This is a genomic window from Chitinimonas sp., from assembly GCF_041904975.1.
GTDB lineage: Bacteria > Pseudomonadota > Gammaproteobacteria > Burkholderiales > Chitinimonadaceae > Chitinimonas.
In genome coordinates, this window is sequence record NZ_JAYRLZ010000029.1 from 1 (window position 1) to 24,869 (window position 24,869).

Below are 24,869 nucleotides of genomic sequence, written 5' to 3' on the forward strand. Positions count from 1 at the left end.
CTTTCCGCACCGCTGCTGGTCCAGCCCTGGCCACGCGACAGCGCACAATTGCTGGCCCTGGCCGACCTCGCCGATACGGTGCAGCGCGATGAGGTGCTGGCCAGCCAGCTGGATGCGCTGAGCAAGAGCGCGCTAAGCGCAGCTCAACAACAAACCAAGGTGCGCCTGTACGGCAATCACCTGTTGCGCCAGGCCGCCCAGCAGATTGCCCAGGGCGATGCGGCGGCTGCGCAGGCTGTTTTGCAGGGCGGCCTGGCGAGCCTGCCGGCCGACAGTCGGCTGCAATCAGCGCTGGCCGACGCGCTGGAAGCCGGTGGCGATATCCGCGCCGCCCTGGCCATGACCGAGGCACGCGTGCAGCGGCAACCGCAAGATGCCGACGCCCGGCTGGACCTGGCACGGCTGCTGGCCGCCGATGGCGACCGTGCCGCTGCCCGCCGGCAGGTGGAGCAAGCGCTGCAACTGGCCGGCGATGACGACCTGCCTACCCGCCTGGCGGCAGTGCGGCGCCTGGCGGCGCTGTCGGAGCGGGCACAGGCACGACAATTACTGGCGCAACTGGCGGCCGACCAGCCGGGCGATAGCCGCCTGATCTTGCAGGACGGCCGGCTCAGCCGCGCTGAAAACCGCCCGGCGCTGGCGCTGAGCCTGTTCCAGCAAGCCGCGCAGGACCCGCAGCGCCGCGCTGAGGCACAGCGTGAAATCGACACACTGCGCGCCAGCACCGCCCCTTATCTGGCCAGTGCCGTGCAAAGCCGCAGCAAGCCGGGCGATGCCGGGCTGTCGAAACTTCAACAGTGGGAAGCGCCGCTGGAACTGCGCTGGCCGCAAGGCGTGCTGGGGCGCTGGTTTGTGCAGCTGGACCCGGTGCGGCTCGACGCGGGCACCATCGTCGCCAATCAGCCCGATGCCAGCGAGCGCTTTGGCCAATCGCGGCTATTGGCACCACAGGGGCTTGAATCAAACCAACAGCAGCGTGCCCGCGGCGTGGCCATTGGCCTGGGTTGGCAAAGTGAGGCCTGGCGCTGGGATATCGGCAGCACGCCGCTGGGCTTTGCGGTGCAGGATGTGGTGGGCGGGGTGCGCTGGCGCGACGAGCTGCCCTGGGGCCAGCTGCAGCTGGCATTGAGCCGCCGCCCGCTGACTTCCAGCCTGCTGAGTTTTGCCGGTGCACGCGACCCGGTGAGCGGTGAAGTATGGGGCGGCGTGCGGCAAAACGGCCTCGATCTGCGCTGGAGCAATGACTTCGGCCGCTACAGTGCCAATGCCAGCCTCAACCTTTCGGTATTGACCGGTCGCAATCTGCCCAGCAACCCGCATGCCGAACTGCGGCTGGCGCTAGATCGCACCTTGATCGACCGCCCGAACCAGTTCTTGTCGGTCGGCGCCGCCGTCAATCTGTGGCACTACCAGCGCGACCTGAGCGCCTATACCTTCGGGCAGGGTGGCTATTACAGTCCGCAGGCCTATGCCTCGCTGTCGCTCCCCATCGAGTATGAGGGCCACGCCGGCCGCTGGGCCTGGAGCCTGCGCGGCGCACTGGGCGCCTCGGTATCGCGCAGCACCGCCTCCCCCTGGTACCCCGGCCGCCCCGAGCTGCAGGCGGCCACCGGCAACCCGCTATTCACAGAAAGCCGCGGCCACGGCATCAGCCGCAGCCTGCGCGCCGCCATCGAATACCGCGCCAGCGCCACAGTGCGCTGGGGGCTGGAAGGCGCCCTAGACCGATCTGCCTTCTATACCCCCAACTATCTGGGCCTGTATCTGCGCTACGACCTGGGCAAACCGGCTGATGCCCCGCGCTTTCCGGATAATCCTTTGACACCGTACAGTCGGTTTTGAGTTGACTACGCAATCGTGCAAGTTGCGCACTTGCTCCAAAGGGGGCGCACACGTTAACGGGGATAAAGCGCTCCTGCAATTTTGCGTCCGATAACCTGCTTGGCATTTGGCATACACGACAATGATGCTCCAGCTGACCATCACACCACCACTCGAACACCCCCACGTTCGCGGCCTGATCGCAGAACTCAGCATCGCTAATGGCGCACCAAGCAGTACGGCAACGATTCGAGCGCGCCCTTATCATGCGATGGACTGGATGCTCCCGGAGGCAGGCTCGGAATTGAAAGATGTGCGGCCTCGCGATGTTTGTCCCACCCGCGCGCAGGCTTTGTTCGCGCAAGTGTGCGAGGCACGATTACCGCTCATATCGTCAAGCCAGCCCGGCATTCACGAAACATCGTTCTGCCTGCGGGTCTTTTCCGCTGGAAGTTTTTGTGAATATAACTGGCGGCGAGTAGCGCCTTCCGAGTGGAAAGACTTGGACGATATCGTCAGTGAAATCCAGTCCATCGCCGAAGAGCAGCTAAATTCAGAGTCGCCATAAAGCACCCGAAAGCCACAATTTTTTCCCGGGCCAGCGTATACAAACACCAGGATTTTTCTGATGGAAATGCATGAATTCCATTCATTCCTCGCGCAGCGGCTGGCTTTGGCGGATGCGATTCTGATCGATCGCATCTGCATCGAGCGACAGCTAGCTTCTGCTCGTGTGCTCAAAGCCTATACATCGCGACATGAGGGTTTGCCGAAATACAGCTCCGGCGAAATGACTTTCGTCGGCACCCCGGGTAGTTGGGGGAATCCGACTTTGTCTGCTAACGACAAGGCAGTCGCGTTTATTGGCTACATCGAGAGTGCCCAAGGTTATTATCAGCACCACTGGCTCGCGCATTTTTTAGTTATTGTGCATGGCGGCCAAGAATATGCGCTTGCCACATGGAACACTCACGCCCGCAACTGGTGGCCTGCCAGCTTCCACGATCAATGCATCATTCCCGACTCGTCGCGCCCTTGGCGCGTAGGCATCCCGTTTTCGCTATTCGAGAAACATTTGCTGCAGCTTATTGATGAGCCTGCGCCCAATATCCGATAAAGCGGTAAATCTGCGGCCCATACCTGTGCCTTATTGCACATACTCCGCCCAATCCTCACCCTTGCTGTGCAGGTAATAACGGCTGCCAAACCGCTGCACCACGATATCGCCGTTATCAGCCACAAACTCGGTGGTCGGCAGGTCGGCCACATAGTCAGCCAGATGCGGTGCCGGGCTGCCATAAGGATTGCGCGCAATAAAGTTGGCCAGCAATTTGGTCATGGCCAGATAGCTGGTCGGTTTGTCCACATACAGCGGCTGACCGCTGCCTGGGCCGTTGACCAGCTTGACACCCACCGGCACCAGGCTGATGCGCGGGCCGGGAATTTCACGCAGGCCGGAGATCTGCATCTTGTCGCCGCGCAGGGCGGCGCCATGCTCGGGGATCATCACCACCGCTGCCTTGCGGCCTGATGCGGCAATCAGCTGCAGCAGGCGGTCCACATCGCCGAGCAATTTTTCCACCCGTGGCTTGTAGATTTTGACGCTGCCACCCGGTGCGCTGCCCGGATAGTGATTGCCGTCATGCAGGCTGATGGTGTTGTAGTAAAGGCCCACCCTTTGCACGGGCGAGGCGAGGCGTGCTTTCCACCATTTTTCCAGCACTGCGTAGTCATCGCGGATCGGCGTGTCGTCGAAGGCCTTCAGATACACCGGCGTATCGTTGATCGCCAGCGGCGGCACCTGCATTTCGCCACGCTGCTGCACATCGCTGATGAAGTCACCGAAATGCCCGTCGTGATTCATCGCGTACTGGGTTTGAAAGCCGACCTGTTCGAGACCGTGAAACAGAAAGCAGGGTTGGGCAATGGCGCCATACAGCCCGGTGTGCGTCCGCTGCCCGCAGCTGGCGCGCAGCAGACGGATCGCCGCCGGCCCGCTATAGCTGGCACCCGAGCTGAAATTGCGGAACACCACATCGAACTTGTTCAACAGGGGGTGATGATCAGAGCCGACAAAGGCCAGATCATCCCAGGACAGGGAGCAGACATGCAGCACGATGATGTCGAACGGCTCGCCCGCGTCGACCGGTGCAGTAAACACCACGCTACGGCCTTGCTCGGCGCTGAAAAAGCTGCTGAGGCTGCGATCGAGCTCAACGCTGCTGGCTGGCCCCTGGCTGGCTGGCGCGGCGATCTGGCTACCCGCCAGCCCCGCCGCCATTGTGGCCGGCATTGGCGCCGCAGGTGCTAGGCGCAGCTCCCACAAGGGGACAGCCAGCATGGCCAAGAGCACAAAGCTGCTGACGCGCAACCAGCGCCGCGCCAGCCACCACAGCACTAGGGCTACACCCAGGGTTTGCACCACCCGCACATTGATAAAGCGACCAGCCAGCTCCAGCATATAGGCCGGACTGAAGCCTTGCAGATAAGACGCTTGCGACAGAAGGCGCGAGGGTGGCGGAAACCAGCTGTCGTGATAGAACAGGGCCACCGCCAGCGGCAACGCCAGCATCAGCCGGGCAATCCGCAAGCTGCGCCGCTTGAGCGGGAACAGCAGCACAGCGGCAAACAGCAGATTATCGATTACATGGAAACCAATAAAACCGCCGAAATACAGAATCAGCTTGGCAATGAAATACAGGTTCCAGTAGGTCATGGCTGATCAGTTCGCTGCCTTGCGGTCCACAGGCTCGGGCAATGATGCCGACTCGGGCTGGTACGGCGCCAGAAACACAAACTCGCTATTTCGCAGCTTGCGGCGGCGCACCAGACGGCGAAGCCGGTCATGCATCCACAAGGCCAGCCAGCCGAGCACAGCACCAATCAGCGCGTAAGTCAGCAAGGCCCGCAATAGGGAGTGAAGCGCCATGACAGTCTTTCCTGGCGAAACGGAATCAGCAAAACACCTTGAACAGTGCGCCGCGCTTCCTCAAGCCGCAAAGCCCGGCAACGGCGCAGTCTGGCATAAGCCGGACCAAAACGAAAAGGGCCTCGCATGATGCGAAGCCCTTGATGTCTTTGGTTGCGGGAGCAGGACTCGAACCTGCGACCTTCGGGTTATGAGCCCGACGAGCTGCCAACTGCTCCATCCCGCGACAGAGAGGCCGGATTATGTCGATCCGGCCGCATAGTGTCAAGCACTATCGCAACAAAATCAGTCAACCCAGCTAACCAGGCCGGCATGGGCGGTAATCAGCACCACTACGCCGAAGGCGATCCGGTACCAGGCAAAGGCGATGAAGGTGTGCGTGGCAATAAAGCGCAGCAGTGCCTTCACCATCACAAAGCCGGACAGGGCGGCCGCGATAAAGCCAGCGGCAAATACGCCGGCATCATTGGCAGTCAGCGCATGTCTTACCTTCCACAGGCTATACAGCGAGGCGCTGCTGAGTACCGGCACGGCGAGGAAAAACGAAAACTCGGTAGCAGCGCGACGCGACAGGCCGAACAATAAACCGCCAATGATGGTAGAGCCGGAGCGCGACATGCCGGGAATCAGCCCGAAACACTGCGCCATTCCCACCTTGAGGGCATCGCGCCAATCCATATCATCGGCCTCAGCCACGCGCACCGCGTTCTGGCGCTTTTCCGCCCACAGAATGATCAGTCCGCCCACGATAAAGGCCAGTGCCACCGGCACCGGATGGAACAAGACCGCCTTGATGTGCTTGTGAAACAGCAGGCCCAACACCGCGATCGGCACAAAAGCCACAATCAGATTTACCAACAACTGCCGCGCCTGTTGGTCGCTTGGCAGGCGCAGCAACACATCGGCAAAGCGGCGCCGGTATTCCCACACCACCGCGAGAATTGCGCCGAGCTGGATAAAGATCTCGAATACATCGCGCTTTTCCTTGTCGGCCATAAAGCCAAGCAGGTCGCCAGCCAGAATCAGATGGCCGGTACTGGAAACCGGCAGAAACTCGGTCAGGCCCTCTACCACGCCCATGATCAAGGCTTTGGCCAGCAACAATGCATCCATTTACAGGTAACTCCGATTGAAGAGCGGCGATTGTAAACGCGAATGGCCCGGGGTTTGCGCCGAGCAGCTTTGGATGGGCACAAAGCGCTGCCTATACTGCGATGAGCCGCGTCGCCACACTCCCGAGTCAACATCATGATCAAGCGCGTTCCCTCTTCCGAGCTCAAGGTCGGTATGTATATCCATGATCTCGGGGCCGACTGGTCGCAACACCCGTTCATGCGCTCTGCCTTCCCGATCAAGGGCGAGAAGGAAATCCAGACCATTGTCGAATGCGGCATCCACGAGGTGTATATCGACACCGACCGTGGCCTCGATGTGCCCGATGCACCTACCCAGGAAGAAGTGCAAAGCGCGCTGCAAGCAGAAATGCTGGCCATCGCCCAAAACGAGCCGGCGCCGGTGATCAAGATTTCCACCACCGAGGAAATGGGGCGGGCGCGGGCGATCAAGAACCAGGCCGCCAACCTGGTGCGCAGCGTGATGCAGGATGTACGACTGGGCAAGGCAGTGTCGATGGAGGCAGTCGAGCCGGTGGTGGCCGGCATTACCGAGTCGATTCTGCGCAATTCCGGCGCCTTGATCGGGCTGATGCATATCAAGAACAAGGACGACTACACCTTCTTGCACTCGGTCAGCGTCTGTACCTTTATGGTGGCGTTTTGCCGCTCGGCCGGGCTGGACGACGAGACCACCCGCCAGGCCGGCCTGGGCGGCCTCTTGCACGACACCGGCAAGGCGCTGGTGCCCGATACCATTCTTAACAAACCCGGCCGGCTGACTGACGAAGAATTCGATGTCATCCGCAAGCACCCGCGCGACGGCTATGAAATCCTGCTGAAGACGCCAGGCGTGGGCGCCATTCCGCTCGATATCACCCTGCATCACCACGAGCGAGTTGACGGCTCCGGCTACCCGGACAAGCTGGCGGGCGAGCAGATCACCACCTTGGCCAAAATGGCAGCCATTGTCGATGTCTACGACGCCATCACCGCCGATCGCTGCTACCACAAAGGCATGTCACCGACCGATGCCCTGCGCAAGATCTTCGAGTGGAGCAAGCACCATTTCGACCCGGTGCTGGTGAAGGCCTTTATGCGTTGCATCGGTATCTATCCAGTCGGCACCTTGGTGCTGCTGGAAAGCAACCGGCTCGGGCTGGTCACCGAACACAATGCAGAAAGCCTGCTGCAGCCGAAGATCAAGGTGATCTTCGATGTCAAAAAGGGCTATATTCCGCCTTTCGAGATCGATCTTGCCCACCCCACCGGCAAGACTGGCTCGGACAAGATCGTCAGCCACGAAAACCCGGCCAAGTGGAAGATCGACACCCAGCGCTTTATCTAGCGCCGGGCGCTGCAGCCGCTGCGTTCAGCGTGCCAGCACCGGGCGCTGCGGGAATACCGACGCCAGCTTGTCTGCCGCCATGCTTGCGGCTTCGCGGCTATTGAACGGCCCGAGACGCACCCGCCATACCTTGCCGGCTGCCTGGATGCTGATCGGCATCGCCAGCGCGGCCACATCATCGCTGACATGCGCCTTGAAGGTCTCGGCCGCCGCTTGCGAACCAAATGCCCCCAGCTGCAACCAGGTTGCCTGTGCCGATGGCGCGCTTTGCACGGCCGAAGCCGGCTCTGCAGGCGGCGGTAGCGGGCCTTTCTCCGCCTCCAGCGCCAGGGCGGCCAGGGCATCGGTGGCGGCAAGTGCAGCCCCTGGCTCTAGCGTCGCCACACTCGGTGCCGGTGCGGTCAGCTCAAGCTGGCCGGGCACGAGGGCCTCGATGCGCACCCGCGCCGACCCCTTATTGTGATAGCCAAGGCGGTAGGCCGCCGCATAGCTCATATCCATCACCCGGCTTTTGTGAAACGGGCCACGGTCATTGATGCGCACCACCACCGACTTGCCATTGTCCAGATTGGTCACCTTGGCATAGCTAGGCACCGGCAGGGTCGGGTGCGCCGCAGTCAGCTTGAACATATCGTAAGGCTCGCCGCTGGCGGTGTTCTTGCCATTGAATTTACGGCCATACCAGGAGGCGATGCCTTCCTGGCTGAATGCGGCCGATGGGCTGAGCGGCTTGTAGGTCTGGCCGAATACCGCATAGGGCTTGTTGGCAAAACGGTGCAGAGGTTCGGTCTTGGGCTGCGGCTCGGGCAATGCATCCAGATCATAGGGCACCGCCATGATCGGGCCATCGTCCTGGTAATAACCGCCGATTTCCTTGGGGATCTGGCTGGGCTTGGCTGGTGGCAGGGCATTGCCTGGCGCCGGCGGCGGCGTTTGCGGGGCGGGCGGCAGCGGCTTCGCCTCAATGCGCGGCGCCTGCTGCATTGGCTGGCTGGCACAGCCGGCCAGCCATGCGCCCAGCAATACAGCCAGGCGACATGGTCGATTCAGGATCATGATTTCATCAGTTTCCGGTCGCGATGAATGGACATCAGCATACCGAAACCAATGAGGATGGAAACGGTAGCCGTTCCACCATAGCTGACCAGGGGCAAAGGCACACCCACCACCGGCAGAATACCCGCCACCATGCCCATATTGACAAAAGCATAGGTAAAGAACGACAGCGTCAGAGCCCCGGCCAGCAAACGGCCAAACAGGGTGGATGCCTGGTTGGCGATGATCATGCCGCGACCGATGATGCACAGATACAGCAGGATCAGGACCAGATTGCCCCACAGGCCGAATTCCTCACCGAATACGGCAAAGATGAAGTCGGTGGTGCGCTCGGGAATAAAGTCGAGATGGGTTTGCGTGCCGTTCTGCCAGCCCTTGCCCAGCACCCCGCCCGAGCCGATGGCAATGGTGGACTGGATGATGTGGTAACCCTTGCCCAGCGGGTCTTGCGTGGGATCAAGCAAGGTGAGGATGCGCTGGCGCTGGTAGTCATGCATATGCGACCACACCACCGGCATGGCGGCGATGCCGGCCACCAGCATGGCCAACATCACCCGCCAGGACAAACCGGCGAGGAACAAGACATAAAAGCCGGCCCCGGCAATCAATACCGCCGTCCCCAGGTCGGGCTGCTTGAGCACCAGCAGGGTTGGCATGCCGATCAAGATTGCGGCGATCAGGAAGTGATTGAAGCGCAGATTCGCCTCGTGCCGGTCGAAGTGCCAGGCCAGCAGCATCGGCACTGCCATTTTCATCAATTCGGAAGGCTGGATGCGGGCGACGCCGATATTCAACCAGCGACGTGCGCCATTGGTGATATCGCCGAACAGGGCGACACCAATCAATAGCAGCAGGCCGAACAGATAGATGGGCGGCGCCAGCGCCATCAACTGGGTCGGTTTGAGATTGGCGACCAGCCACATGATGGTCAGGGCTACCACCATGGACATCAGCTTGCCCGTTACTTTATCGAGGCTGAGATTGGATGCCGAATACACGGTGGCAAGGCTGACGCAGCTCACCAGCACCACAAACAGCAACAACCAGCCGTCAATCGGCGCGGCAATACGTTGAGCTAAACGTTTGATCCACATGATGGGTCTCGCTTACTGCGGCACGTCAGCGGTGGCCGCGCTGTCGGTAATTTCCGCATCTGGATCAATTGGCTGCTTGGCGATTTCTGCAGCAGCAGCGGTCGCAGCCGGAACGGTCGGCACCTTGCCCAGCAGGTAGTAGTCCATCACCTGGCGGGCAATCGGTGCGGCGTATTTGGCACCAAAGCCAACGTTTTCCACAATAAGGGCCAGGGCAATCTTCGGCTTTTCCACCGGGGCGAAGGCGATAAACCAGGCATTGTCGAGCAGGTGTTTGCTCAGGCGCGACGCATTGTATTTTTCGCCCTTCAAGCTGAACACCTGGGCAGTGCCAGTCTTTCCCGCCGATGTATAAGCGGCGCCATGAAAGGCGGTGGCGCCGGTGCCTTCGCGATTCACGCCGGCCATGGCGTTCTTGATCACATCGATATTGGCCTGCTTGAGCGGGATAGTGGAGATCGGCTTGGGCTCCACCACGGTGCGGTTGGTACCGGCGCTGTCCTCGATGTAGCGCACCAGGTGCGGGCGATACACCACACCATCATTGACCAGAATGGAAGTCGCCTGCGCCAGCTGCAAAGGCGTATAGGTATTGAACCCTTGGCCGATGCCGATACTGACCGTATCCCCTGCCACCCATTTGCCGGCACCGGGCTTTTTGAAGGTGGCACGTTTCCATTCCTGCGAGGGCAACACGCCGCGCTTTTCGCCGGGCAGGTCGATACCGCTCTTCTGGCCGAAACCAAACGGCGCCATGAAATTGCTGATGGCGTCGATCCCCATATCATTGGCCAGTTGGTAGTAATAGGTGTCGCAAGAGATGGCAATCGAGCGATACATGTCTACCCAGCCGTGGCCACCCTTTTTATCATCATTCCAGCGATGGTTCCCCAGCGTGAAGAAACCCGGATCATGGATGCCGTACTGCGCAGTGCGCTTGCCGCTCTCCAGCGCCGCCAGCGCCATAAACGGCTTGAAGGTGGAGCCGGGCGCATAGGTGCCCTGGATGGCCCGGTTGTTCAGCGGCCGATCCACCGAGTCGTTCAGTTCTTTCCAGCTTTGCGGGTCGATACCGTCCACAAACAGATTGGGGTCAAATCCAGGGCGCGATACCAGGGCCAGTACGCCACCGGTGGCAGGATCAATCGCCACCAATGCGCCACGGTGTTCGCCAAAAGCCTGCTCGGCGATCTGCTGCAACTTGATATCGATGGACAGCACCAGATTATTGCCAGACACCGGCGGGGTACGCTTGAGCGAGCGTATGGCGCGGCCGCCGGCATCGATCTCCACCTCCTCGTAGCCGGTCTTGCCATGCAGCACCGCCTCGTAGCTCTGCTCCAGACCAAATTTGCCCATATGGTCGGTGCCCTTGTAATTGGCTAGCAGGCCATCTTCATCGAGTTTGTTGAGGTCGGCGTCGTTGATACGGCCGATATAGCCGATCAGGTGGGAGGCCGATTCACCCATCGGGTAGTCACGGAACAGCCGCGCCTTGATTTCCACGCCAGGAAAGCGAAATGCCTGGGCGGCAAAGCGGGCGACTTCCTCGTCGCTGAGCCGGGTCTTGATCGGCAAGGATTCGAAGTCCTTGCTCTCTTCCAGCAGTTTTTTGAAGCGGCGCCGGTCCTTGGCGGTCACTTCGATGTATTTGCCCAGCTCATCGATGGTCTGCTCCAGAGGCAGGCGCAGGCGTGACGGGGTGATCTCCAGCGTATAGGCCGAGTGATTGCGTGCCAGCACGATGCCGTTACGGTCGGTGATGATGCCGCGCGGCGGCGGAATCGGCACCAGCGAGATGCGGTTGGATTCAGCCAGGGTGTGATACTTGTCATGCTGGATCACCTGCAGGTAGATAAAGCGCCCGAGCAGGATGGCAAACCCGAGCAGGACGCCGGTAATGGCCACCAGCAGGCGCAGCTGGAAGCTGTAGCGCTCGCCCTGATGGTCGCGCAAGATGGTACGGGACATAGTCTGCCTTACTGGATTTCGACCGGCTTTTCCGCCCGCTGCGGAATCTGCAGGATCTGGCTCATCAAGGGCCACAGCACCGCGCCGCTGAGCGCGCCGATAAAGAAGGTCCAGCCGGGAAACACCCGGTCGATGGCCAGACGCACCAGCACCATGATGGCCTGATTGGCCAAGAGCAGTGGCGCCACATACAGCGCCTGCTGCCACAGCGGAAACATGCCGACGCGGCGATGCCGGCTGGTAGCCAGGTAGGTGGTGAAGCAGTAGGCAAGGCTGTGCTGGCCGAACACATTGCCATCGGCGATATCAAGAATGATGCCGAGCCAGAACGCCCAGCCCACGCCGACATGGCGTGGCTGGTTGAGCGCCCAGTACAGCAACACCAGGGCGATGAAATCGGGCAGCACCGCGCGCATCAAGGGGCCCCACGGTATCAGGGCCAGGCCAAGTGCCACCACTACGGTGAACAGGACAAAGCGCAGACGAACTGGCTTGAGCAATTGGCTGGAAACCGGCATCAGTCTGCCCCTCGGCGGCTGCGCCTGCCCTTACCGGCCCTGGCACCTGCTTCCGGTTCCGGCTCTGGCGGCGCAGGCATTACGCGCTGCTCATTGAGAATCAGGAAAAAACGATGCTTGTCGAGATCGGCCGCCGGCTCGCAAGCAATGCGTGCAAAGGCAGAGCCGGCATTGCGGTCCACCCGCGCCACCTTGGCCACCGGCAGGCCGGCCGGATAGGTGCCATCAATGCCCGAGGTCACCAGCACATCATCGGCGCGGATATCGGAGTTGAGCGGCGCAAAGCGCACTTCCAGCGGATTTTCGCGGCCCAGGCCGAACAACACGGCGCGCAATCCGTTGCGCACCACTTGCACTGGCACCGGTTGGTTCTTATGCGAAATCAGGGTGACTTCGGCGCTCAAGGGCTGCACCCGGGTAATCTGGCCGACCACACCCAGCGCATCGATTACCACCTGCCCCGGCTTCACACCGGCCATATCGCCACGATCCACCACCAGCTTGGCGGCAAACGGATCGCGGTCGTTGTACAGCACCTCGGCCAGAATGCCATTGCCACGGCTGGCGGCTGGCGTGGCAGCCAGGGCCTTCAGCTGCTGGTTTTCCATCTGCAATTGCTGCATGCGCAGCAACTGGGCATTGGCCAGCAGGCGCTCGTCCTGCAGGCGGCGGTTCTCCTGCTGCAGAGCGGTCTGGGTTACGAAAAAGTCACCAACCCGATGAGCGACCGACAAGGGCTCGGTCGCCAGCCACTCGATCGGATACAAGGCATAGGAGACGGCACGGCGCACCGGCTGCAGCACCTGCCAGCGCATATCGACCAGCAGCAGGACCAAGGACAGGCTGCCGTAGATCAGCAGCAGGCTGAACGGCTTGGGGCCCTGCTTGAAAAAAGCCGGTTGGGAATTGACTTGCATGTGGGTCGCTGGTGCGACGGGAAGGAGAAAAGGGGGAAGCGGGAAGGGCGCGCAGCGTTACCCTTGTCCCCTCCCGCTTCGCCCTTCCCGGCTATCGAATCAATCGTTGGTAAAGATCGTGCCGGTCTTGTCCATCTTCTCGAGCGCCTTGCCCGAGCCGCGCACCACGCAGGTCAAAGGATCGTCGGCCACGATCACCGGCAGGCCGGTTTCTTCCATCAGCAGGCGGTCGATATCGCGCAAGAGCGCGCCGCCGCCGGTCAGCACCATGCCTTTTTCGGCAATATCGGCACCGAGCTCGGGCGGGGTCTGCTCCAAAGCCTGTTTCACTGCCGACACGATCTGGTTCAAGGGCTCGGTGAGCGCTTCGAGAATTTCGTTGGACGAAATGGTAAAGGCACGTGGAATACCTTCGGCCAGATTGCGTCCCTTCACTTCCATTTCGCGCACTTCGGCGCCGGGGAAGGCGGAACCGATGCGCTTCTTGATCTCTTCGGCAGTGGTTTCGCCGATCAGCATGCCGTAATTGCGGCGGATGTAGTTGATGATCGCCTCATCGAACTTGTCACCGCCAACACGCACGCTATTGCTGTACACCACGCCACCGAGCGAGATCACGCCCACTTCGGTGGTGCCGCCGCCGATATCCACCACCATCGAGCCGGTCGCTTCTTCTACCGGCAGGCCGGCGCCGATGGCAGCCGCCATTGGTTCTTCGATCAGCTCCACCTTGCGGGCACCAGCGCCCAGCGCCGATTCCTTGATGGCGCGGCGTTCCACCTGGGTCGAACCGCAGGGTACGCAGATGACGATGCGCGGGCTGGGGGAGAACAGGCGGCTCGGGTTCACCTTGCGGATGAACTGCTTGAGCATCTGTTCGGTAATGGTGAAGTCGGCGATCACACCATCCTTCATCGGGCGGATGGCGGTAATGCTGCCCGGCGTGCGGCCCAGCATCTTCTTCGCTTCGGCACCCACGGCCAGAATGGTTTTCTTGGCGCTGGGGCCTTCTTGCTGGATGGCAACGACCGATGGCTCGTCGAGCACGATGCCCTTGCCCGACACGAAGATCAGCGTATTGGCCGTACCAAGGTCGATGGCCAGGTCGTTGGAGAAGTAACCGCTCAGTGATCCGATCATGGTGATGCTCTATATCCTGTGTCTGTGGCGCAGCAAGCGCCTGGAGCGAAAGCGGGGAGCCGCACAATCGCGCTGGAATTTCGTGGGTACTGGTGCAGTTCCTGGCCGGTTTGTTTTTGTCCTTGGGAGTCAACGCCTTGCGTGCCTGCCGTAGCAGTCGCGCGTCACCCCAAGGCTTGGGCGCAGCAAACCCGGTATGTTACCCTAAGCGGCTTACGTTATTAAAGCTTTGAAAGGGTTTTCTCCATGTCGCTGACAGATGCCGATGTCCGCCGCATTGCCCGCCTGTCCCGCCTGCGGGTGAGCGACGCCGAAGTGGCGGTGGTGGGCGAGAAGCTCAATGGCATTTTTGGCCTGATCGAGCAGCTGCAAGCCGTTGATACCGAAGGCGTCGAGCCGATGAGCCATGCCCGTGATGTGGCGCTGCGCCTGCGCGATGATGCCGCTACCGCGCCGGATCGGCGCGAGGCCTTCCAGGCGATTGCGCCAGCGGTGGAAAACGGCCTCTACCTGGTCCCCAAGGTTATCGAATGAGCAACGCCGCGCATATCCGCGCCACCCTGGACGAAAGCCGCACCTTGCTGGAGCGTGTGCTGGCTGACGAGGCCTTTGTCGCAGCAATCGAGCAGGCCGGCACCGTGCTGACCGAGGCATTCAAGCGTGGCGGCAAGGTGATTTCCGCCGGCAATGGCGGATCGCACTGCGATGCCATGCACTTTGCCGAGGAGCTGACCGGCCGCTATCGCAACAACCGGCCGGCACTGGGCGCCATTGCCATTTCCGACCCATCCCACCTGTCCTGCGTCAGCAACGATTTTGGCTTCGAATTCGTGTTCTCGCGCTTTATCGAGGGCATGGGTCGCTCGGGCGATGTGTTTCTCGGCATTTCCACCAGCGGTAATTCGAAGAATATCGTGCATGCGGTCGAGGCCGCCCGCGCTGCCGGCATGCAGGTAATCCTGCTGCTGGGCAAGGACGGTGGCCAGCTCAAGGGCCGTGGCGACGCGGAAGTGATCGTGCCCCACTTCGGCTACGCCGACCGGATTCAGGAAATTCATATCAAAGTCATTCACATCCTGATCGACCTGGTCGAACGGGGATTGGGAATGGCGTAGGGCGGCACTGCCGCCAACCCTCTGTAGGTCGGAATTCATTCCGACAAGATGTTTAACTCAGGATTGCTGTCGGACCAAGGTCCGACCTACGGTAGACAAAAAACGTATGACGACCCACACGCTTAAACACACTGCCGAGTTGCTCGCCACCGGCAAGACCTCCGCCGTCGAGCTGGCGACAGCGTATCTGGCCAAGATCGAAGCGAGCCAGCCTACGCTGAACGCCTTTATCACCATCGATCGCGACAAGACGCTGGCGATGGCGCGCGACGCCGATGCGCTGCGTGCCGCTGGCCATGCCGGCGCCCTGACTGGCGTGCCGATGGTGCACAAGGATATCTTCTGCGCCGAGGGCTGGCGCACCACCTGCGGCTCGAAGATGCTCGACAACTTTGTGTCGCCTTACGACGCAGGCGTGGTGGAGCGCTGCAAGGCGGCCGGCCTGGTGACGCTGGGCCGCGCCAATATGGATGAATTCGCCATGGGCTCGTCCAATGAAAACAGCGCCTATGGCCCGGTGAAGAATCCGTGGGATCTGACAGCGGTGCCCGGCGGCAGCTCGGGCGGCTCGGCCGCCGTGGTGGCGGCGCGCTTGGCGCCGGTGGCTACCGCCACCGATACCGGCGGCTCGATCCGCCAGCCCGCCGGCTTTTGCGGTGTGACTGGCCTCAAACCGACTTATGGCATCGTCAGCCGCTATGGCATGGTGGCCTATGCATCCAGCCTGGATCAGGGCGGCCCGATTGCCCAGACGGCGGAGGACTGCGCGCTGATGCTGAATGTGATGGCCGGCTTCGATGAGCGCGATTCCACCAGCCTCGACGTGGCCAAGGAAGACTACAGCCGCGATCTGGCCAAGCCCTTGGCCGGCCTGCGCATTGGCCTGCCCAAGGAATACTTTGGCGCCGGCCTTGCCAGCGATGTCGCCGCCGCCATCGAAGCCGCGCTGGCCGAGTACAAAAAGCTCGGCGCCGAAGTGGTGGAAATCAGCCTGCCCCGCACCGAGCTGGCCATTCCTGCCTATTACGTGATCGCCCCGGCGGAAGCGTCGAGCAATCTGAGTCGCTTTGACGGCGTGCGCTACGGTCACCGCGCCAGCGAGTACGACGATCTGATCGATATGTACGAAAAGAGCCGTGCCGAAGGCTTCGGCTGGGAGACCAAGCGCCGCATCCTCACCGGCACCTATGTGCTAAGCCATGGCTACTACGACGCCTATTACCTGAAGGCGCAAAAGGTGCGCCGCCTGCTGGCCGAGGACTTCCAGAAGGGCTTGGCCCAGTGCGACGTGATAGCCGCCCCGGTAGCACCGACCACCGCCTGGACCATCGGCGCCAAGGGCGATGATCCGGTCGCCATGTATCTGGAAGACATCTACACCCTGGGCGTCAACCTGGCCGGCCTGCCCGGCATCGCGCACCCGGTGGGCTTTGGCAGCAATGGCCGCCCGGTGGGCATGCAGCTGATCGGCAATTATTTTGCCGAAGCCAAGCTGTGCCAGGCGGCGCACCAGTTCCAGCTGGCGACCGACTGGCACACCCGCGCACCTCAAGAGGCCTAAGCAACAATGGAATATTTTAATAGTTACATATGGCCCATCATTACAATGATAGGCGGAGTCGTTTTCTCTAAAATTGACTACGGGAAGTTTTTTACTTCCGTAAAGTCCAAGAACGAGAACGTAATAAAAAGACTTCGTTCCGACGAAATTTTCAGAGCCTCATATATCGCCGAGATATTGGGAAACGGATTCCAGCTATCTATTTTGCTGGTGACTTTCTGGTCTGCGTTTATCGCGGCATCGCTAGACAAGGACTTTATGATGCTTCTTGAAAAATCAACTGTTTTATGGTTGATGGTTCTTGCGCTACCGATCGGGATTTTCTATAACGGCTTGCTTTTAAATGTTCGCATACGAAACTTGAAAAAGGCATCGCAGATTAGCCAACAAGGAATCTAAGCATGAAATGGGAAGTTGTTATCGGGCTGGAAGTACATACCCAGCTCTCGACCCAATCGAAGATTTTCTCCGCCGCCAGCACTGCCTTTGGCTCGGCGCCGAACACCCAGACCGCCGTGGTGGATATCGCCCTGCCCGGCGCTCTGCCGGTGATGAATAAAGAGGCGGTGGAAAAAGCCATCCGCTTTGGCTTGGCTATTGGCGCCAAGATCAACCACAAGTCGGTGTTTGCCCGCAAGAATTACTTCTACCCCGACCTGCCCAAGGGCTACCAGATCAGCCAGTTCGAGCTGCCCGTGGTCGAGGGTGGCGCCATCACCATCGTGGTGGGCGACCAGGAAAAGCGTATCAACCTGACCCGTGCCCACTTGGAAGAAGACGCCGGCAAGTCGGTGCATGAAGACTTCCACGGCATGAGCGGCATCGACCTGAACCGTGCCGGCACCCCCTTGCTGGAAATCGTCTCCGAGCCGGAAATGCGTTCGGCGGCCGAGGCGGTGGCCTATGCCAAGGCGCTGCACAGCTTGGTGACCTGGATCGGCATCTGCGACGGCAATATGCAGGAAGGCTCCTTCCGCTGCGACGTGAACGTATCGGTGCGCCGCCCCGGCGAGCCGCTGGGCACTCGCCGCGAGATCAAGAACCTGAACAGCTTCAAGTTCATGGAACAGGCGATCAAGTACGAGGTGAACTGGCAGATCGAACAGATCGAGGATGGCCACAAGATCCAGCAAGCCACCATCCTGTTCGACCCGGACAGCGGCGAAACCCGCATGATGCGCAGCAAGGAAGACGCGCACGACTACCGCTACTTCCCCGACCCGGATCTGCCGCCGCTGATGATTTCCGAAGACTGGATCGAGCAGGTGAAGGCCGATATGCCCGAGCTGCCCGAGGCGATGCAGGCGCGCTTTACCGCGCAATACGGCATCTCTGCCTACGATGCCGCCACACTCACCGCCTCGAAAGCCATGTCGGGCTTCTACGAAGCCGTGGTAACGGCAGGCGCCGACCCCAAGCTGGCGGCCAACTGGATCATGGGCGATGTGTCGGCCTCGCTGAACCGCGATGAGAAGACCATCGACGACTGCCCGATCAGCACCGGGCAACTGGCCGGCCTGATCCGCCGCCTGATGGATAAAACCATCAACCAGAAGGGCGCCAAGGACCTGTTCCGCGCACTGTGGGAATCGGACAAGTCGGCCGATGCGCTGATCGATGAGCTGGGCCTGAAGCAAACCACCGACACCGGCGCCATCGAAGCGATGATCGACGAAGTGCTGGCCGCCAATGCCGGCATGGTGGCCGAGTTCAAGTCGGGCAAGGAAAAGGCGTTCAATGCGCTGGTGGGCCAGTGCATGAAGACCGCCAAGGGCAAGGCTGATCCGGCAACGGTGAACGAGATCCTGAAGCGCAAGCTGAGCAGCTGATAGCGATTTAGACATCGCCATTCGGCTCCCTCCCCCTTGATGGGGGAGGGCTGGGGAGAGGGTGACGGTGTCCGTGATCGAGCCCGCCCCCTCTCCCCAGCCCTCTCCCGCGAGGGGAGAGGGGCAGGTTGGCGCTAGTCAGCGAGTTAATATGTTGGCTGGGGCCGAGCCAGCGAAATACTGATGGAACGCACTGTATGTCCCCCTTCAAAATCGCCGTCGTCGCCGCTTTCGTACTCGCTACCGTCTACGTCCACTTCCGTGGCCGCGTCCGGCTGGGATTCTGGCGGCAGTTGACCGACCATTCCACCTTTATGGCGCCGATCAACTGCTTTATGTACCTGTTCTCCAAGGTACCGGCCAAGCCCTATCTGCCGGTTAGCGACTTCCCCGAGATGGCCGCGCTGACCGCCAACTGGCAGAAGATCCGCGAAGAAGGCGAGCGCCTGTATGCCGCCGGCGATATCAAGGCCTCGGCCCAATACGACGATCTCGGCTTCAATTCCTTCTTCAAGACCGGCTGGAAGCGTTTTTACCTGAAGTGGTATGACGAGGCCCACCCTTCGGCCGCCACGCTCTGCCCCTATACCACTGCCCTGCTCAAGGATATTCCCTCGGTCAAGGCTGCCATGTTCGCCGCCCTGCCGCCCGGCAGCCGCCTGGTGCGCCACCGCGACCCGTTTGCCGGCTCGGTGCGCTATCACCTTGGCCTATCGACGCCCAATGACAAGGGCTGTTATATCGATGTCGATGGCGAACCCTACTTCTGGCGCGACGGCGAACCGGTGATCTTCGACGAGACCTATCTGCATTACGCCGAAAACACCACCGACAAGAACCGCATCATCCTGTTCTGCGATGTAGAGCGACCGATGTGGTTTGCCCCGGCGCGCTGGATCAACCGCTTTATCAGCCGCTACCTGATCGGCGCGGCCGCCTCGCCCAACCAGGCCGGCGATCGCACCGGCGGGCTGAACCGGGTATTTCGCTATGTGCAGGCGGTGCGGCTAGCCGGCAAGCGCATCAAGGCGCGCAGCCGCTTTGCCTATTACCTGCTGAAATGGCTGCTGTTTGGCGGCGTGCTGGCGGCGTTCCTGCTGTCCTGATAGTCGCGCGCGAATTTCGCCGCAGATCGTGGCGATTGCCGACCGCGATTGTATTCACACTATCGCCGCGTGCTTAAAAATTAAGCGAAACCGCTTCGCTTCCGCCGCACTCGGCGGTAGAATGCGCACCGTTGCCGCTGGAACCCGACTCTGTTTCGTTCTCCAGCGGCTTTGCTTTCTGCGCATGGCGCAGGCAAGCGCCACCTCCCCGATCCGACAGATTCCCTTGCCATAGCAGCACCGTGGCGAGCATGCCTGTTGCCGATCGGCTTGAGCCAGCTTGCCCGCCGGACCCCTTTTCGAGTGACTATGCATATTGGCCCTTACCAGCTGCGCAACCAGTTGATCGTCGCCCCGATGGCCGGAGTGACCGATCGGCCGTTCCGCATGCTGTGCAAGCGCCTCGGGGCGGGTCACGCAGTCAGCGAGATGATCACCTCCAACGCCATGCTGTATGGCAGCGCCAAGACCCGCCGCCGCGCCAATTTCGACGGCGAGCTGGCGCCGGTGGCGGTGCAGATCGCCGGCTCCGACCCGGCGCAGATGGCCGAGGCGGCGCGCCACAATGTGGCGGCCGGTGCGCAGATCATCGATATCAATATGGGCTGCCCGGCCAAGAAGGTGTGCAATGTACTGGCCGGCTCGGCCCTGCTGCAGGATGAAGACCGGGTGGCGCGCATACTCGATGCGGTGGTCAAGGCGGTGGATGTGCCGGTGACACTGAAAACCCGGCTGGGCTTCAGGAACGGCGAGGAAAACATCCTGCGCGTGGCGAAACTGGCCGAGGACACCGGCATTGCCGCGCTAGCCCTGCATGGCCGCACCCGCGAAGACATGTATACCGGCGCCGCCCGCTACGAGCTGATTGCCGAGGTCAAGCGCAGCCTGAAAATTCCGGTGATCGCCAATGGCGATATCACCAGCCCGGAAAAAGCCCGCGATGTGCTGGCGCAAACCGGCGCCGACGCCATCATGATCGGCCGCGCTGCCCAGGGCCGGCCGTGGATTTTCCGCGAAATCGATCATTTTTTGGCCACCGGCAGCCATCTGCCGCCGCCTAAGGTCAGCGAGATCCACGCCATTCTGGTCGAGCATCTCGACGACCACTACCGGTTTCACGGCGAATACTCGGGCTGCCGCATCGCCCGCAAGCATATCGCCTGGTATACCAGCGGCCTGCGCGGCGCCAACGAATTCCGCCAGCGCATGTACCAGCAGGATTGCACCGCCACCCAGCTTGCTGCGGTAAACGACTATTTCCTGAGCTTGGCGCGGCAATCCGAACGGCTGGACTACCAGCCCGACACAGCACTAAAGGCCGCCTGAATCACGGCGACACGGGCGCCCGGCAGCAATGAAACACAGGGAGGGTTGTCGCCATCCCGCTCAGCATCGGGCCCCGGCAAGCCGGCATCGATGATGAAAGTTGAAACAACAATGCAAGTACCACTGACTCAGAGGAGAAAATAAATGGCTGGCAATGACCAGATCTGCCGCGCGGTGCGCGAATCCCTGGAACAGTACTTCCGCGATCTCGACGGAGAGGCGCCGCAGGCCATCTACGATATGGTGCTGGCCCGGGTGGAAAAGCCCATGCTGGAAATCGTGCTGGACAAGGCACAGGGCAACCAGACCCGCGCCGCCGAACTGCTGGGCATCAACCGCAATACCCTGCGCAAGAAGATGCTGGATCACGACCTGATCTAAACCTTGTGAAAGGTGAAACCTGATGTCGCTGCGCGCCGATGAATCGCGAGGCGCAGCAAGAATTCAGCGTTGCACACCTTTCACTTTTCACTTTTCACCTTTCACGGACTTCATCATGGTAAAAATCCAGCGTGCGCTGATCAGCGTTTCCGACAAAACCGGCGTCCTAGAATTCGCCCGGGCCCTTGCCGGCTTCGGTGTTGAAATCCTCTCGACCGGGGGTACCGCCAAGTTGCTCGCCGATGCTGGCCTCAAGGTGATCGAAGTGGCCGACTACACCGGCTTTCCGGAAATGCTTGATGGCCGGGTGAAGACCCTGCATCCGAAGATTCACGGCGGCATTCTGGGCCGGCGCGATCTGCCCGAGCATGTGGCCACCATGCAGGAGCATGGCATCGGCAATATCGACCTGGTGTGCGTGAACCTGTACCCGTTCGAAGCCACCATTGCCAAGCCCGGCTGCAGCTTTGCCGACGCCATTGAAAACATCGATATCGGCGGCCCGGCCATGGTGCGTTCCAGCGCCAAGAACCACGCCTTTGTTGCCATCGTCACTGACGCGGCCGACTACCCCAAACTGGTCGAAGAGATGCAGGCCAATGGCGGCAGCCTCGGCCCGGTGACGCGCCGCAACCTGGCCAAAAAGGCGTTCAGCCACACCGCCGCCTACGATGGCGCCATCAGCAATTACCTGACCGGCCTGACCGACGAGGGCGACAAGCTCGCCTACCCGCAACGCCTGAACCTGCAATTCGAAAAGGTGCAGGACATGCGCTACGGCGAAAACCCGCATCAAAGCGCCGCCTTCTACCGCGACCTTGATCCGGCCGCTGGCAGCCTGTCGGCTTACCGCCAGCTGCAAGGCAAGGAGCTGAGCTACAACAATATCGCCGACTCCGATGCCGCCTGGGAAGCCGTCAAGGCCTTCGACGAGCCGGCCTGCGTCATCGTCAAGCATGCCAACCCCTGCGGCGTGGCAGTGGCACTTGATACGCTCACCGCTTACAAGCTGGCTTTCGCCACCGATACCACCAGCGCCTTTGGCGGCATCATCGCCTTCAACCGCGAAGTGGATGCGGCGACCGTCGAGGCCGTCACCGGCCAATTCCTGGAAGTACTGATCGCCCCAAGCTTTACGACTGAGGCCAAGGCCATCATCGCCGCCAAGAAGAATGTACGCGTGCTGGAAGTACCGCTGGTGGCCGGTGCCAATCGCTTCGACCTCAAGCGCGTCGGCGGCGGCCTCTTGGTGCAGACACCGGACATCCACGCCATTACCACTGCCGACTTCAAGGTGGTGACCAAGAAGGCGCCGACCCCGCAGCAGATGAACGACCTGCTGTTTGCCTGGCGCGTCGCCCAGTTCGTCAAATCCAATGCCATCGTGTTCTGTGGCAATGGCCAGACGCTGGGCGTAGGCGCCGGCCAGATGAGCCGCGTCGATTCGACCAAGATCGCTGCCATCAAGGCGAAGAACGCCGGCCTTGAGCTCAAGGGCTCGGTGTGTGCATCGGACGCCTTCTTCCCGTTCCGTGATGGGGTGGATGTGATTGCCGAAAACGGCGTCAGCGCCATCGTGCAGCCCGGTGGTTCGATGCGCGACGAAGAAGTGATCGCCGCCGCCGACGAGCATGGCATTGCCATGGTGGTAACCGGCGTGCGTCATTTCCGGCATTGATGCATTGGCCGTTGCGCGCCGGCAGCTTGGCTGTGCCGGCGTAAGCGGCCACGCTGCCATGGCGGCGCGCCTAGCCCGCCCCTTTGCAACATCCGCCACTGCCGCCCACCCGGGCGGCAGTGGCGTTTTTGAAAGCAAATACGATGGATTTTTCTGCCCTTGAGCAGTTTCCGCTCCGCCTGCCGCATACCACCATCACGGTGAGCGAGTTATTGGCTGATTTCAAGCAGGCCGGCATCGATGCCTATGTATGCGGTGGCGCGGTACGCGATCTGGTGCAAGGGCGACCCTTCAATGATGTGGACCTGACCGTACGCTTGCCGATTGCCGAGCTCGATCAGCATCTGCAACAGCGCTTCGGGGCTGAGGCAATCTGTTTTCGCAATCATCGTTTTGGCTTGCTCAAGCTTGGCAATGACACCGAGCAGGCACTCGATGTCACCATGTTCCGCTCTGCCAGCAGCATCCTGCCCGGGCAAGCACTGGGCGAAGTCTGCTACGCATTGGGCGACAGCTTGCTCGACGACGCCCGCAATCGCGACCTGAGCATCAACTGCCTGTATTGGCAGCCGCAGGCCGGCTGCGTCGACCCCTTAGGCCACGGCGTGGATGATGTGCGGCAGCGCCGCCTGAATGTGGCAGCCGATCCGCGCAAATTCGCGGTCGACGCACGCATCAGCTTTCGGCTTTTGCTGTTTGTCGGGCGCGGCTATCAGCTGAGCGAGGCGGCCCACGGCTATCTGCACGACCATCTGGCGCGCGACCTTGCCATGTATGACGAGCCGGGCCTGCACGGCTATCTGCCCATGCTGCTGCGCGATAGCCGTGCTGCGGGCGAGGCGCTGAGCCAGCTGGCAGCAAGCTACTTGCCGCAACAGGCAGCCGCGCGGCTGGCGCGGGCCATAGCCGACCACCCCGGCCTTGCTTGAGCCATGGCGAGTGCGGTTGCTTGGTTCGGGCCCATCAGCGAAACCAGAGCGTTCTGACACGCACATCGTGCCATTCACCAGGTGCAAATGGGAAAACCTTCCATAAAAAAGCCCGGCAATGCCGGGCTTTTTTATGCGCCAGCTTATGGCTCAGTCACGAAACTTCGGCGTTTCCTTCATCACATGGGCCATGGCGGCGGCTTCCAGGTCTTTCGAGATCAGCATGGCGGCGTTCCAGGTGGCGACATAGCGCAGGCCTTCTTCCACCGAGTGATCGCGCGCATACAACAGGTTTTCCTTCAGGCCGCGCATGGTCAGCGGCGCTTTGGCGGCGATCTCGTCGGCCACTGTCATCGCTTCCATCAGTAGCGAATCGCGATCAGGCAGGCATTGCGATACCAGGCCGATGCGTAGCGCCTCCTTGCCGCCGATCTGGCGGGCGGTATAAGCCAGCTCGCGGGTGCGGCCGTCGCCTATGGTCTTGGTCAGCCTATGCAGCACGCCGACATCGGCAACGATGCCAAGGTCGATCTCCTTCAGGCAGAAATACGCATCGTTCGAGCAATAACGCAGATCACAGGCGGCGATCAGATCGAGCGCGCCGCCGACGCAAGCGCCATGCACGGCGGCGATCACCGGCTTGCGGCAACGCTCGATGGCGGTGAGGCAATCCTGCAGATCGAGAATCACATTGCGCATTTTCTCGGCCTGACGGCCCAGGCATTCATCCTGGATGCGACCCTGCAAGGCCATCAGCATCGATAGATCAATGCCGGCGCAGAAGTTGTCTCCATTGCCGGTCAGCAAACCCACCCGCGCCTGCGGCGTGCTGTCGAGCCAGCGCATCACATCGCGCAACTCATGCCACATCGCCTCATTCATGGCATTGGCGCGCTCCGGCCGGTTCAGCGCAATTTGCGCCACATGGTTTTCCAGCTTCAGAGTCAGGGTGGTGTACTTGGGCAGGCTCATGGCAATCTCAGGCAGGCAATATCGATATTTTAGACAGCGGATGGCCGGGCGTTCTCAAAAACCTTG

23 protein-coding genes and 1 tRNA gene are annotated in these 24,869 nt (G+C 61.2%); 13 read left to right on the plus strand and 11 right to left on the minus strand.

The features are described 5' to 3' along the window. The 3 genes from ACE3OH_RS04800 to ACE3OH_RS04810 all read left to right on the plus strand — a co-directional run. A partial coding sequence (locus ACE3OH_RS04800; RefSeq protein WP_374349115.1) for a cellulose synthase subunit BcsC-related outer membrane protein occupies positions 1 to 1,842 on the plus strand: 1,842 nt, incomplete at its 5' end. A gap of 121 nt (positions 1,843 to 1,963) precedes the next feature. Then, positions 1,964 to 2,389, plus strand: a complete 426-nt coding sequence (locus ACE3OH_RS04805; RefSeq protein ID WP_374349117.1) for a hypothetical protein — start codon at positions 1,964 to 1,966, stop codon at positions 2,387 to 2,389. 60 nt (positions 2,390 to 2,449) lie between these two features. Further along, positions 2,450 to 2,938 (plus strand): hypothetical protein, encoded by a 489-nt coding sequence (locus tag ACE3OH_RS04810; protein ID WP_374349119.1) that lies wholly within the window; start codon positions 2,450 to 2,452, stop codon positions 2,936 to 2,938. Between the two features lie 30 nt (positions 2,939 to 2,968). Here ACE3OH_RS04810 and bcsG read toward each other — a convergent pair whose 3' ends face one another. The 4 genes from bcsG to ACE3OH_RS04830 form a co-directional block, all read right to left on the minus strand. After that, positions 2,969 to 4,537: a cellulose biosynthesis protein BcsG gene (bcsG, locus tag ACE3OH_RS04815; protein WP_374349121.1), complete on the minus strand. Its 1,569-nt coding sequence runs from the start codon at positions 4,535 to 4,537 to the stop codon at positions 2,969 to 2,971. 6 nt (positions 4,538 to 4,543) lie between these two features. Next, positions 4,544 to 4,750, minus strand: a complete 207-nt coding sequence (locus ACE3OH_RS04820) for a hypothetical protein (RefSeq protein ID WP_374349123.1) — start codon at positions 4,748 to 4,750, stop codon at positions 4,544 to 4,546. A 150-nt stretch (positions 4,751 to 4,900) separates the two neighbouring features. Next, positions 4,901 to 4,976, minus strand: a tRNA-Met gene (locus ACE3OH_RS04825). Positions 4,977 to 5,035: 59 nt separating this feature from the next. Then, entirely contained in the window at positions 5,036 to 5,863 is an 828-nt protein-coding gene (locus ACE3OH_RS04830) for an undecaprenyl-diphosphate phosphatase (RefSeq protein ID WP_374349125.1), read from the minus strand. 135 nt (positions 5,864 to 5,998) lie between these two features. Here ACE3OH_RS04830 and ACE3OH_RS04835 point away from each other — a divergent pair, with 135 nt between their 5' ends. Continuing rightward, complete coding sequence (locus ACE3OH_RS04835) at positions 5,999 to 7,210, plus strand: HD-GYP domain-containing protein (protein ID WP_374349126.1); 1,212 nt, start codon at positions 5,999 to 6,001, stop codon at positions 7,208 to 7,210. Positions 7,211 to 7,234: 24 nt separating this feature from the next. Here the strand turns inward: ACE3OH_RS04835 and ACE3OH_RS04840 are convergent, their stop codons facing one another. The 6 genes from ACE3OH_RS04840 to ACE3OH_RS04865 form a co-directional block, all read right to left on the minus strand. After that, positions 7,235 to 8,266 (minus strand): septal ring lytic transglycosylase RlpA family protein, encoded by a 1,032-nt coding sequence (locus ACE3OH_RS04840; protein WP_374349128.1) that lies wholly within the window; start codon positions 8,264 to 8,266, stop codon positions 7,235 to 7,237. Beyond that, a complete protein-coding gene (gene rodA, locus ACE3OH_RS04845) occupies positions 8,263 to 9,360 on the minus strand; it encodes a rod shape-determining protein RodA (RefSeq protein WP_374349129.1) in 1,098 nt (365 codons plus the stop codon). Before rodA ends, ACE3OH_RS04840 begins: the two co-directional genes overlap by 4 nt. 12 nt (positions 9,361 to 9,372) lie before the next feature. Next, complete coding sequence (gene mrdA / locus ACE3OH_RS04850) at positions 9,373 to 11,331, minus strand: penicillin-binding protein 2 (RefSeq protein WP_374349131.1); 1,959 nt, start codon at positions 11,329 to 11,331, stop codon at positions 9,373 to 9,375. Positions 11,332 to 11,339: 8 nt separating this feature from the next. Continuing rightward, entirely contained in the window at positions 11,340 to 11,849 is a 510-nt protein-coding gene (mreD, locus tag ACE3OH_RS04855) for a rod shape-determining protein MreD (RefSeq protein WP_374349133.1), read from the minus strand. After that, the gene (mreC, locus tag ACE3OH_RS04860; RefSeq protein WP_374349134.1) at positions 11,849 to 12,766 is read right to left on the minus strand and encodes a rod shape-determining protein MreC; all 918 of its coding nucleotides are present in this window, start codon (positions 12,764 to 12,766) and stop codon (positions 11,849 to 11,851) included. Before mreC ends, mreD begins: the two co-directional genes overlap by 1 nt. 99 nt (positions 12,767 to 12,865) lie before the next feature. After that, complete coding sequence (locus ACE3OH_RS04865) at positions 12,866 to 13,906, minus strand: rod shape-determining protein (RefSeq protein ID WP_374349135.1); 1,041 nt, start codon at positions 13,904 to 13,906, stop codon at positions 12,866 to 12,868. Between the two features lie 246 nt (positions 13,907 to 14,152). On the opposite strand from ACE3OH_RS04865, the gene gatC reads away from it, so the two are divergent. From gatC to ACE3OH_RS04910, 9 genes are all read left to right on the plus strand, one after another. Beyond that, complete coding sequence (gatC, locus tag ACE3OH_RS04870) at positions 14,153 to 14,440, plus strand: Asp-tRNA(Asn)/Glu-tRNA(Gln) amidotransferase subunit GatC (protein ID WP_374349136.1); 288 nt, start codon at positions 14,153 to 14,155, stop codon at positions 14,438 to 14,440. After that, positions 14,437 to 15,021 (plus strand): D-sedoheptulose 7-phosphate isomerase, encoded by a 585-nt coding sequence (lpcA, locus tag ACE3OH_RS04875; RefSeq protein WP_374349137.1) that lies wholly within the window; start codon positions 14,437 to 14,439, stop codon positions 15,019 to 15,021. Before gatC ends, lpcA begins: the two co-directional genes overlap by 4 nt. Before the next feature lie 106 nt (positions 15,022 to 15,127). Continuing rightward, complete coding sequence (gene gatA / locus ACE3OH_RS04880; protein ID WP_374349139.1) at positions 15,128 to 16,582, plus strand: Asp-tRNA(Asn)/Glu-tRNA(Gln) amidotransferase subunit GatA; 1,455 nt, start codon at positions 15,128 to 15,130, stop codon at positions 16,580 to 16,582. A 401-nt stretch (positions 16,583 to 16,983) separates the two neighbouring features. Beyond that, complete coding sequence (gene gatB, locus ACE3OH_RS04885; RefSeq protein WP_374349141.1) at positions 16,984 to 18,411, plus strand: Asp-tRNA(Asn)/Glu-tRNA(Gln) amidotransferase subunit GatB; 1,428 nt, start codon at positions 16,984 to 16,986, stop codon at positions 18,409 to 18,411. A gap of 197 nt (positions 18,412 to 18,608) precedes the next feature. After that, the gene (gene lpxO / locus ACE3OH_RS04890) at positions 18,609 to 19,517 is read left to right on the plus strand and encodes a lipid A hydroxylase LpxO (protein WP_374349143.1); all 909 of its coding nucleotides are present in this window, start codon (positions 18,609 to 18,611) and stop codon (positions 19,515 to 19,517) included. Between the two features lie 309 nt (positions 19,518 to 19,826). Next, positions 19,827 to 20,843 (plus strand): tRNA dihydrouridine synthase DusB, encoded by a 1,017-nt coding sequence (dusB, locus tag ACE3OH_RS04895; protein WP_374349144.1) that lies wholly within the window; start codon positions 19,827 to 19,829, stop codon positions 20,841 to 20,843. Positions 20,844 to 20,987: 144 nt separating this feature from the next. Continuing rightward, complete coding sequence (locus ACE3OH_RS04900) at positions 20,988 to 21,224, plus strand: helix-turn-helix domain-containing protein (RefSeq protein ID WP_374349146.1); 237 nt, start codon at positions 20,988 to 20,990, stop codon at positions 21,222 to 21,224. Between the two features lie 115 nt (positions 21,225 to 21,339). Further along, positions 21,340 to 22,902: a bifunctional phosphoribosylaminoimidazolecarboxamide formyltransferase/IMP cyclohydrolase gene (gene purH, locus ACE3OH_RS04905; protein WP_374349148.1), complete on the plus strand. Its 1,563-nt coding sequence runs from the start codon at positions 21,340 to 21,342 to the stop codon at positions 22,900 to 22,902. A gap of 143 nt (positions 22,903 to 23,045) precedes the next feature. Further along, positions 23,046 to 23,831: a hypothetical protein gene (locus ACE3OH_RS04910; protein WP_374349149.1), complete on the plus strand. Its 786-nt coding sequence runs from the start codon at positions 23,046 to 23,048 to the stop codon at positions 23,829 to 23,831. 150 nt (positions 23,832 to 23,981) lie between these two features. On the opposite strand, the gene ACE3OH_RS04915 is transcribed toward ACE3OH_RS04910, so the two are convergent. Continuing rightward, the gene (locus ACE3OH_RS04915) at positions 23,982 to 24,803 is read right to left on the minus strand and encodes a crotonase/enoyl-CoA hydratase family protein (protein WP_374349151.1); all 822 of its coding nucleotides are present in this window, start codon (positions 24,801 to 24,803) and stop codon (positions 23,982 to 23,984) included. Between the last annotated feature and the right edge of the window lie 66 nt (positions 24,804 to 24,869).

Excerpts from the sequence above, each read along its gene's own strand:
- dusB (WP_374349144.1), top strand. The coding sequence starts at position 19,827 with ATGCATATTGGCCCTTACCAGCTGCGCAACCAGTTGATCGTCGCCCCG.
- ACE3OH_RS04820 (WP_374349123.1), bottom strand. The coding sequence starts at position 4,750 with ATGGCGCTTCACTCCCTATTGCGGGCCTTGCTGACTTACGCGCTGATT.
- ACE3OH_RS04910 (WP_374349149.1), top strand. The coding sequence starts at position 23,046 with ATGGATTTTTCTGCCCTTGAGCAGTTTCCGCTCCGCCTGCCGCATACC.
- gatB (WP_374349141.1), top strand. The coding sequence starts at position 16,984 with ATGAAATGGGAAGTTGTTATCGGGCTGGAAGTACATACCCAGCTCTCG.
- bcsG (WP_374349121.1), bottom strand. The coding sequence starts at position 4,537 with ATGACCTACTGGAACCTGTATTTCATTGCCAAGCTGATTCTGTATTTC.
- ACE3OH_RS04915 (WP_374349151.1), bottom strand. The coding sequence starts at position 24,803 with ATGAGCCTGCCCAAGTACACCACCCTGACTCTGAAGCTGGAAAACCAT.
- ACE3OH_RS04830 (WP_374349125.1), bottom strand. The coding sequence starts at position 5,863 with ATGGATGCATTGTTGCTGGCCAAAGCCTTGATCATGGGCGTGGTAGAG.
- lpxO (WP_374349143.1), top strand. The coding sequence starts at position 18,609 with ATGTCCCCCTTCAAAATCGCCGTCGTCGCCGCTTTCGTACTCGCTACC.
- gatA (WP_374349139.1), top strand. The coding sequence starts at position 15,128 with ATGACGACCCACACGCTTAAACACACTGCCGAGTTGCTCGCCACCGGC.
- rodA (WP_374349129.1), bottom strand. The coding sequence starts at position 9,360 with ATGTGGATCAAACGTTTAGCTCAACGTATTGCCGCGCCGATTGACGGC.
- lpcA (WP_374349137.1), top strand. The coding sequence starts at position 14,437 with ATGAGCAACGCCGCGCATATCCGCGCCACCCTGGACGAAAGCCGCACC.
- mreD (WP_374349133.1), bottom strand. The coding sequence starts at position 11,849 with ATGCCGGTTTCCAGCCAATTGCTCAAGCCAGTTCGTCTGCGCTTTGTC.
- ACE3OH_RS04865 (WP_374349135.1), bottom strand. The coding sequence starts at position 13,906 with ATGATCGGATCACTGAGCGGTTACTTCTCCAACGACCTGGCCATCGAC.
- ACE3OH_RS04900 (WP_374349146.1), top strand. The coding sequence starts at position 20,988 with ATGGCTGGCAATGACCAGATCTGCCGCGCGGTGCGCGAATCCCTGGAA.
- mrdA (WP_374349131.1), bottom strand. The coding sequence starts at position 11,331 with ATGTCCCGTACCATCTTGCGCGACCATCAGGGCGAGCGCTACAGCTTC.
- ACE3OH_RS04835 (WP_374349126.1), top strand. The coding sequence starts at position 5,999 with ATGATCAAGCGCGTTCCCTCTTCCGAGCTCAAGGTCGGTATGTATATC.
- ACE3OH_RS04840 (WP_374349128.1), bottom strand. The coding sequence starts at position 8,266 with ATGATCCTGAATCGACCATGTCGCCTGGCTGTATTGCTGGGCGCATGG.
- ACE3OH_RS04805 (WP_374349117.1), top strand. The coding sequence starts at position 1,964 with ATGATGCTCCAGCTGACCATCACACCACCACTCGAACACCCCCACGTT.
- ACE3OH_RS04810 (WP_374349119.1), top strand. The coding sequence starts at position 2,450 with ATGGAAATGCATGAATTCCATTCATTCCTCGCGCAGCGGCTGGCTTTG.
- gatC (WP_374349136.1), top strand. The coding sequence starts at position 14,153 with ATGTCGCTGACAGATGCCGATGTCCGCCGCATTGCCCGCCTGTCCCGC.
- purH (WP_374349148.1), top strand. The coding sequence starts at position 21,340 with ATGGTAAAAATCCAGCGTGCGCTGATCAGCGTTTCCGACAAAACCGGC.
- mreC (WP_374349134.1), bottom strand. The coding sequence starts at position 12,766 with ATGCAAGTCAATTCCCAACCGGCTTTTTTCAAGCAGGGCCCCAAGCCG.